The sequence below is a fragment of the Pantoea sp. genome, from assembly GCF_039594315.1.
Classification (GTDB): Bacteria; Pseudomonadota; Gammaproteobacteria; order Enterobacterales; family Enterobacteriaceae; genus Pantoea.
In genome coordinates this window covers 21,521-28,620 of the sequence record NZ_JBCNNP010000050.1, presented here as the reverse complement: position 1 = coordinate 28,620, position 7,100 = coordinate 21,521, and the positions used below count along the sequence as shown (strand labels likewise).

The 7,100-nt window shown below is 51.4% G+C and carries 7 protein-coding genes; 2 read left to right on the top strand and 5 right to left on the bottom strand.

The window, feature by feature from the left end; translation table 11 throughout:
- Nucleotides 1–144: 144 nt before the first annotated feature.
- Nucleotides 145–1,260, bottom strand: coding sequence for a beta-propeller fold lactonase family protein (locus tag ABDW13_RS19645; RefSeq protein ID WP_343554225.1), 1,116 nt, complete (start codon nucleotides 1,258–1,260; stop codon nucleotides 145–147).
- A 266-nt stretch (nucleotides 1,261–1,526) separates the two neighbouring features.
- Between ABDW13_RS19645 and ABDW13_RS19640 the strand changes: the two genes are divergently transcribed.
- Both ABDW13_RS19640 and ABDW13_RS19635 read left to right on the top strand, forming a co-directional pair.
- Nucleotides 1,527–2,555, top strand: a complete 1,029-nt coding sequence (locus ABDW13_RS19640; RefSeq protein ID WP_343554224.1) for an NADP-dependent oxidoreductase — start codon at nucleotides 1,527–1,529, stop codon at nucleotides 2,553–2,555.
- A gap of 159 nt (nucleotides 2,556–2,714) precedes the next feature.
- Nucleotides 2,715–3,455, top strand: a complete 741-nt coding sequence (locus tag ABDW13_RS19635) for a nitroreductase family protein (protein ID WP_343554223.1) — start codon at nucleotides 2,715–2,717, stop codon at nucleotides 3,453–3,455.
- Nucleotides 3,456–3,491: 36 nt separating this feature from the next.
- Here the strand turns inward: ABDW13_RS19635 and rluF are convergent, their stop codons facing one another.
- From rluF to ABDW13_RS19615, 4 genes are all read right to left on the bottom strand, one after another.
- Nucleotides 3,492–4,373, bottom strand: coding sequence for a 23S rRNA pseudouridine(2604) synthase RluF (rluF, locus tag ABDW13_RS19630; RefSeq protein WP_343554222.1), 882 nt, complete (start codon nucleotides 4,371–4,373; stop codon nucleotides 3,492–3,494).
- Nucleotides 4,374–4,448: 75 nt separating this feature from the next.
- Nucleotides 4,449–5,366 carry a metallophosphoesterase gene (locus ABDW13_RS19625; protein ID WP_343554221.1) on the bottom strand — a complete coding sequence of 306 codons (918 nt, stop codon included), beginning with the start codon at nucleotides 5,364–5,366 and terminating at the stop codon, nucleotides 4,449–4,451.
- Nucleotides 5,367–5,378: 12 nt separating this feature from the next.
- Entirely contained in the window at nucleotides 5,379–6,191 is an 813-nt protein-coding gene (locus tag ABDW13_RS19620) for a carbohydrate ABC transporter permease (RefSeq protein WP_343554220.1), read from the bottom strand.
- Entirely contained in the window at nucleotides 6,188–7,099 is a 912-nt protein-coding gene (locus tag ABDW13_RS19615; protein WP_343554219.1) for a sugar ABC transporter permease, read from the bottom strand. The genes ABDW13_RS19620 and ABDW13_RS19615 overlap by 4 nt, the downstream gene beginning before the upstream one ends.
- Nucleotide 7,100: the final 1 nt, after the last annotated feature.

Here is a 7,100-nt window from a genome sequence, read left to right as displayed (position 1 = left end):
CTCTTCGACAGGCTGATACTGGCATATTATGACCGGGAAGAAAGACGTATTATCCGAATAGACTGAGCACAAATGTGTTACCTATGTGCCCGGTCTGATCTGTTACCTATGTGCCCGGTCGTACCTTAATGGCGACCCTACGAATCAATAGCTTACTGTGATTACCCAATTGGCATCGTGTCCTGCGGGTGCTTCGCTGACCTTTTTCAGCGCCCCGCTTTGTTGATCGATTTCGTAGCTGCCGGTGACGGTACTTTTCTCTCCGCTGGCGATCAGCCAACGGCCATCATCGGTAATCGCGATGCCGCGCGGCTGTTTCTCAACCTCCCAACTGCCAATCAACGAGAGTTTGCCATCCTCTTTATTCACCTTGTAGCCGGTAATGGTGCTGCTGGTGCGTTCGGTAACATAAAGAAAACGCCCATCGGGTGTGAGACGGATGTCCGCGGCCCAAATGCGTGGCGTCTTATCGCTATAATTTGGCGGACGCTCGCGGCCATGTTCCAGCTTGTAGCGCGATGCAACCGCATTCGCTGTCTCCGCCACTTTCACCAGTTCTCCGCTACTTTCGCGACGGTATTGCGTGATGATGCCGCCCATTTCGCCGATGTTATACAAATAGCGATTATCCGGTGATAACACCGAATGGCGCGGCCCATTCTCTGCGCTAGTTTTCACATAACCGTTACCCAATGCAGAGAGTTCGCCGTTATCACTGAGCTTCAGTTGTAGCACGCGATCGGTGCCGAGGTTGCCAACATAGGCGTTGTGCCCCGTGGCATCAACAATCACCGAATGCGCGGCATGTCCGGTTTTGTAGCTGCCGACCGGAGGTGCGCTGATGCCGCCATCACTGTTCAAGCGATAAACGTGGACAATATCGCCATCGTAAGATGCACCCAGCAAAAAACGTCCCTGTTTATCCGTGCTGATATAGGGATAACTGGCTGCTGCGGATACAGTTTGTGATTGGCTAAGATCGCCGGTTTTGCTATCGATTTGCCAACTCACTAACTGCAACGGTTTACTGCGAATCGCGGCATAAAGATGCTTATGATCGGCACTCAATGCCATTGGCATCACTTTGCCACCGGCATTGGTGCGTCCTAATAATTGCAGTGCACCGGTTTGATCGTTCAGGGCATAACGCGCGATGGTGCCATCATCGGCTTCAGATACATAAACAAAAGTTTGCGCCAGCAATGGCGCACTAGCGACCATCGTTGCTAATAAAGTTGCCGCTCGAAAAATAGTTTTCATCCTGCTCCCTAAAGGTTCTAAAACACCGTTAAAGGTATAGGCGGCAGCGCGCATCAATGGTTATGTAGATTTGCCTGAGGCTAACCAGGCAAACGCACATGAGCTATTAAAATTCATTGGGTTAACAGTTTCTTATGTGGAAGGTTTTGTGCGGATTTGTGCGTTGGCTCACTGGGTGTTATCTCCAGATATATCTGTGTTTTTAGTGGAAACCACTTTTCCTCAACTACACTTGCCTCACGCGAAACGCTCAAGGAGGCACATCAATGACGCAATCCACTCAACGTAACCAGGCTTGGCTGCTCGCTTCACGCCCCAATGGCGAACCGGTTAAAGAGAACTTCCGCTTAGTTGAGCAGCCGATCCCAGCATTAAAAGACGGTGAAATCCTGCTGCGCACGCTCTATTTGTCGCTTGACCCATATATGCGCGGACGCATGGATGACAGCAAATCTTATGCTGCACCGGCTGAGCTCGATAAGCCGATGGTCGGCGGCACCGTTAGCGAAGTGGTTGAATCAAAACATGCGGATTTCAAGCCTGGCGACAAAGTCGTGGCGCAAGGTGGTTGGCAATCGTATTCCATTTCGGATGGCTCGGATCTGTCGAAATTGGGTGATCTGCCCCATCCGTCCTGGGCGCTGGGCATTCTTGGTATGCCGGGATTCACCGCTTATATGGGATTGATGGATATCGGCCAACCCAAAGCCGGTGAAACCTTGGTGGTTGCTGCAGCAACCGGCCCGGTGGGTGCAACGGTTGGCCAGCTTGGTAAGCTTAAAGGTTGTCATGTGGTCGGCGTGGCAGGTGGTGAAGAGAAATGCCGCTATGCAATTGAGAAACTCGGTTTCTCCGCCTGTATCGATCATCACAGTGATGATTTTGCGGAGCAACTTGCCGCGGCTTGCCCGGATGGCATTGATATCTATTTCGAAAATGTTGGCGGCAAGGTGTTCGATGCGGTGTTTCCGTTGCTGAATACCGCGGCGCGCGTACCCGTTTGTGGCTTAGTTTCTGGCTACAGCAGCCGCGAACTGCCACCGGGCCCGGATCGTACGCCACAAATCATGGGTGGCATTTTAAAACGCCGCATTCGCATGCAGGGATTCATCATTTTCCAGGATTACGGTGATCGTTACCCTGAATTCCTCAAGGCGATGTCGCCATTGGTTGAGCAGCAAAAAATCCATTATCGCGAGCATATGATCGAAGGACTGGAGAATGCGCCGCAGGCATTTTTCGATATGCTTAAAGGTAAAAACTTCGGTAAAACCGTGGTGAAAGTCGCGCAGTAAGATAGTTGATTACTGGCCGGTGAGTTAATCACCGGCTTTTATTTGCTTAGCATTTTCAGCAATTAGTTTATGCAAAAGAAGTTGTTAGCAACGGCAATAACGGTTAAATCCGTTCCAGCGCCCTTCTGTTAAGCTCTCGCCTCCCAACCAGGAGGATCCATGAGTTCATTAATCGATATTTTTACCAGCCACAAAAGCGAACGCAGTTTTACCCAGCAGCCCGTTGAGGATGCGGTACTGGATCGCATCATTTCGGCTGCCTATCGCGCACCGACCTCAGTGAACTCGCAGCAGGTTTCTTTGGTGGTTACGCGCGATGCCGCTAAACGCGCACAGATTTCACAGATTGCCGGCGGTCAGCCGTGGATTGCCCAAGCGCCAATATTCATTACCGTGGTGCTGGATATGCATAAATCACGTCTGGCAATGAATGCCATTGATCGTGAACAGATTGCCCAGCAGAGCATTGAAAGTATTGTTTCCGGTTCGACCGATGTCGGCATCGCTCTCGGATCGATTATGGCTGCCGCTCGAGCAGAAGGCCTTGGCATTGTGCCGATTGGCGGTATTCGTCGTGAACCGCAGGCGTTAATCAGCTTGCTCGATTTGCCGGAGTTTACCTTCCCGGTGGCAGGCGTTGTGATCGGCCATATTGATCAACCTGCACATCAGAAACCGCGTTTACCGTTGGCGACCTTCCGTCATGAAGAGCAGTATCAACGCGCCGGACTTGAACAGCATATCGCGGCTTATAATCAGGAAATGGTGCAACATTGGCAGGCGATTGGACGTGGTGACGGCGAAAGTTGGAGTGAAAGCGTGAGTGGTTATTACCACAAAATCTATTTCCCACACGTATTGGATGCGTTGAAAAAACAGGGATTTGGCACCGAAAAATAATCATATTTCCCCGCGGAAAAGCGCGGGGAAATGACATTAACGCCCTTTCTTCTTACGTCCTGGCTGAGCGAAACGCTGGCGATTAGCCGGTTTGCCGCCTGCTTTCTCGCTCTGCTTCGGCCCGCTGGCAGCCGGTTTCTTCGCGGCGCTAGCGGGTTTCTTCTTCGCTTGGCTCTTCTGCGTTTTTTGATCTTCTGAAGAAGAGTCTTCAATCAGTTTAAACAGGTCGATCAGTTCATCATCGGTCAAATCACGCCACTCGCCCAGCGGAATGCCTTTGAGGCTCACGTTCATAATGCGCGTGCGTTCAAGCTTGGTGACTTCAAAACCAAAGTGCTTGGTCATGCGACGAATCTGGCGATTCAGCCCTTGAACCAGGATGATGCGGAACACAAAGGTCGACTCTTTCTTCACTTTGCATTTCTTGGTGACGGTACCCAGCATTGGCACGCCCGCGCTCATGCCAGCAATAAATTCATCGGTGATCGGTTTATCGACGGTGACCACATACTCTTTTTCGTGGTTATTGCCAGCACGCAGAATCTTATTCACCAAATCGCCGTGATTGGTGAGGAAAATCAGCCCTTGTGAATCTTTATCCAGACGACCAATCGGGAACACGCGCTTGCTGTGATTGACGAAATCACCAATGTTATCGCGCTCGCCTTCTTCCATGGTGGTGATAATGCCCACTGGTTTGTTCAGCGCGATCAGCACTAAATCTTCTTCGTCGCGCGGTTCAATCAACTGCCCGTTAACTTTGACCTCATCCCCGGCGAAAACCTGTGCACCAACAGTGGCGCGTTTACCGTTAATGAAAACGTTGCCTTGTTCGATGTAACGATCGGCATCGCGACGTGAGCAGATTCCGCTCTCGCTGATGTATTTATTCAGGCGTGTGGATGAGTTAGGCAGCATGGTTCCTCCGGAAAAAAACGGACTATACAGCAACCTTCGGCGTTGGTTAAGCCCTGCGAGATTATCTTCGCGGCCCTATAAAAGACGACGATCCACAGTATGGCTGATTTCGCCGCCATAGCCGGTGATACGCAAAACATCCCCTTCGATTTCCACCACGGCAAAAGGCACATCCTCAGCGCCATCCAACATCCCTTTCAGCGTAAAGAAGCCTGTTTGACCGATGATCGCACTGCCGCCTCGATGATCATGCCCTGAAAAACAGCATTGTATGTTGTAACTAGTAAGCAGATCCGCTAACTCGCCGCCATTGAGCAAGTTGTGAGTGTTATGCGGTGCCAGCGGATAATGGCCAAACACCACCACTTTCTCGTCTTGCTGCTGCGCGTCCTGCAACTGTTGTTCAATCCACATCAATTGCGATTTTCCTACTGCGCCATTCCACGGTTTTGCCTGTGGTTGCTCGCGTTCGGTTAAGTCCACCAGCATCGCTTCGGCTGTAGCACGATCATCGCCATTTAAAGCGTTGCAGTACAAACTGACGTCGTTGCCGTCATAAACAATGAAACGCCAATCTGCTAACTGAAACGCGTAATAGCTTTTGGGCAGCGCGGCGGCGTCATTCAGGTGCTGAGTAATGGTTTGCGCATCATGGTTGCCCAGCACTATTACATGCGGATGTTCGAGGCGATCGTAAATCGACAGCACCGGCGCGTAGCTGTTCCAGTCACGATCGACCAAATCACCCAGCGTGACGACGAAATCCAGCGGCTGCTGATTCAGCTGCTCAATCGCCTGCGGTAACTTCTGCAACGCATGGCGATAGTAGAGATTTTTCGCGGTATCGATGTCGGCATATTGCGGATCGGCGATCAAGCCAAAACGCAATGTGCTGCTAAGCGGTGCGGAACGAACATCAGGCAATGCATAAAGCTCTGCAACATCACCCAGCAGTTCACGCTGTAAACTTGTCAGCGGATGCGGATAAGACACGTAAATCACTCCTTAGCGAATACCAGCACGCATAAACGACTGAATAAATTGACGCTGGAAAATCAGGAACAGCACCAGCAATGGCAAGGTCGTCATCAAAGTGGCAGCACCAATCAGCGCCCACTGCACGCCCTGCTCTGGCGCAGAGAACAGCTGCAAACCGACGGTGAGCGGACGCACGGTGACAGAATCGGTGATCACCAGCGGCCAGAGGAAATCGTTCCAGTGAAAACTGATCGATACCAAGGCAAATGCCACGTAAATCGGCTTCGCCAGCGGGATATAGATCTTACGAAGAATGTAGAAACGGCTGGCGCCTTCGACGATCGCCGCCTCTTCCAGCACCAGCGGAATGCTTTTGAAGGTTTGTCGCAACAGGAAGATAGCAAACGCTGAGGCGAAATACGGCAGCGCAATGCCAGTCAAGGTATCGCGCAAGCCCAGCGCGCCGATGGTTTTGTAGTTATTCAGAATCAGGACGTCTGGACTGATCATCAGCTGCAACAGAATCAAGGCGAAAATCACGCTGGAAAACTTCATGCGAAAACGCACCAACGCATATGCCGCCATCGTCGCCAACACCAGTTGCACCACCACAATCATCAGCACCAGCAAAGTGGTATTAAGGAAATAGCGACCAAAAGGCGCGGCGTGCCAGGCATTAACGAAGTTTTGCAGTGTTAACGGCGACCACAAGGAGAAACTGGCCTGATCGGAAGCCGGATGAATCGCCACCCAAAACGCCACCAGAATCGGTAGAAACCACAATATCGCCGCAAGGATAATGATTGCGTTGAGACAAATACGACCAAATGAACGTTTCATTGATAATGGGCTCGCTTATCCAGCAGATTGAACTTGATCAGCGCAATCGCCGCGAGGATTACCAGCAATACCACCGTCATTGCCGCCGCCGCTGGCATATCCCAGAAACTGAACGCGGTGCGATAGATATAAAACAACAACAAACTACTGCTGTTATTCGGCCCGCCGTTGGTCATAGCAATCACCTGATCGACAATACGAAACGCATTCATCGAGGCATTGATTAACACAAACAGCGTGGTCGGCATCAATAATGGCCACTGTACGCGACGGAAGAAATAGCCGCGTGACGCCCCTTCTATCTCTGCGGCTTCGCTCAAGCGGGGATCGATTTGCTGCAACGCGGCGAGATAAAAGATCATAAAGAAACCGGCTTCGCGCCATACCGACACCGCCATCATGCAATACAGCGCAGTGCCCGGTTCGCCGAGCCAGTTAACCGCTGGCAGCGAAAATAGCGCCAGTAATTTATTCAACAATCCAAGTTGCGGCGTGTAGAAAAACAGCCATAAATTGGCGATAGCGATCATCGGTAATAGCGACGGAATAAAGAATGCGGTGCGCACCAAAGCCGTAGCGCGCATATTGCGATTCACCGCCAGCGCCATGAGCAGCGCCAACGCTACCGCCAGCGGAATGGTGATCAGCGCATATAACAGGTTATTCCACAGCGACTGGATGAAGATGTCGTCATCCAGCAACGCGAGATAGTTATCCAGCCCAACAAAATGGGCCGGACGACTATTACGTGCGGCACTGAACAGGCTCTCCCACACCGTTGCCACCGCCGGGTAATGGGTAAACAGCAGCAAAAAACTCAGCGCTGGCAAAATCAACAGATAGCCATACAGCTGCATCGACCATAACCGGGGACGTCGAACCGGCGTGACGGAGAGGACCGTGCTCATA

Coding starts and splice junctions, on each gene's coding strand:
- ABDW13_RS19635 (WP_343554223.1), top strand. CDS start 2,715: ATGAGTTCATTAATCGATATTTTTACCAGCCACAAAAGCGAACGCAGT.
- ABDW13_RS19620 (WP_343554220.1), bottom strand. CDS start 6,191: ATGAAACGTTCATTTGGTCGTATTTGTCTCAACGCAATCATTATCCTT.
- rluF (WP_343554222.1), bottom strand. CDS start 4,373: ATGCTGCCTAACTCATCCACACGCCTGAATAAATACATCAGCGAGAGC.
- ABDW13_RS19615 (WP_343554219.1), bottom strand. CDS start 7,099: ATGAGCACGGTCCTCTCCGTCACGCCGGTTCGACGTCCCCGGTTATGG.
- ABDW13_RS19645 (WP_343554225.1), bottom strand. CDS start 1,260: ATGAAAACTATTTTTCGAGCGGCAACTTTATTAGCAACGATGGTCGCT.
- ABDW13_RS19640 (WP_343554224.1), top strand. CDS start 1,527: ATGACGCAATCCACTCAACGTAACCAGGCTTGGCTGCTCGCTTCACGC.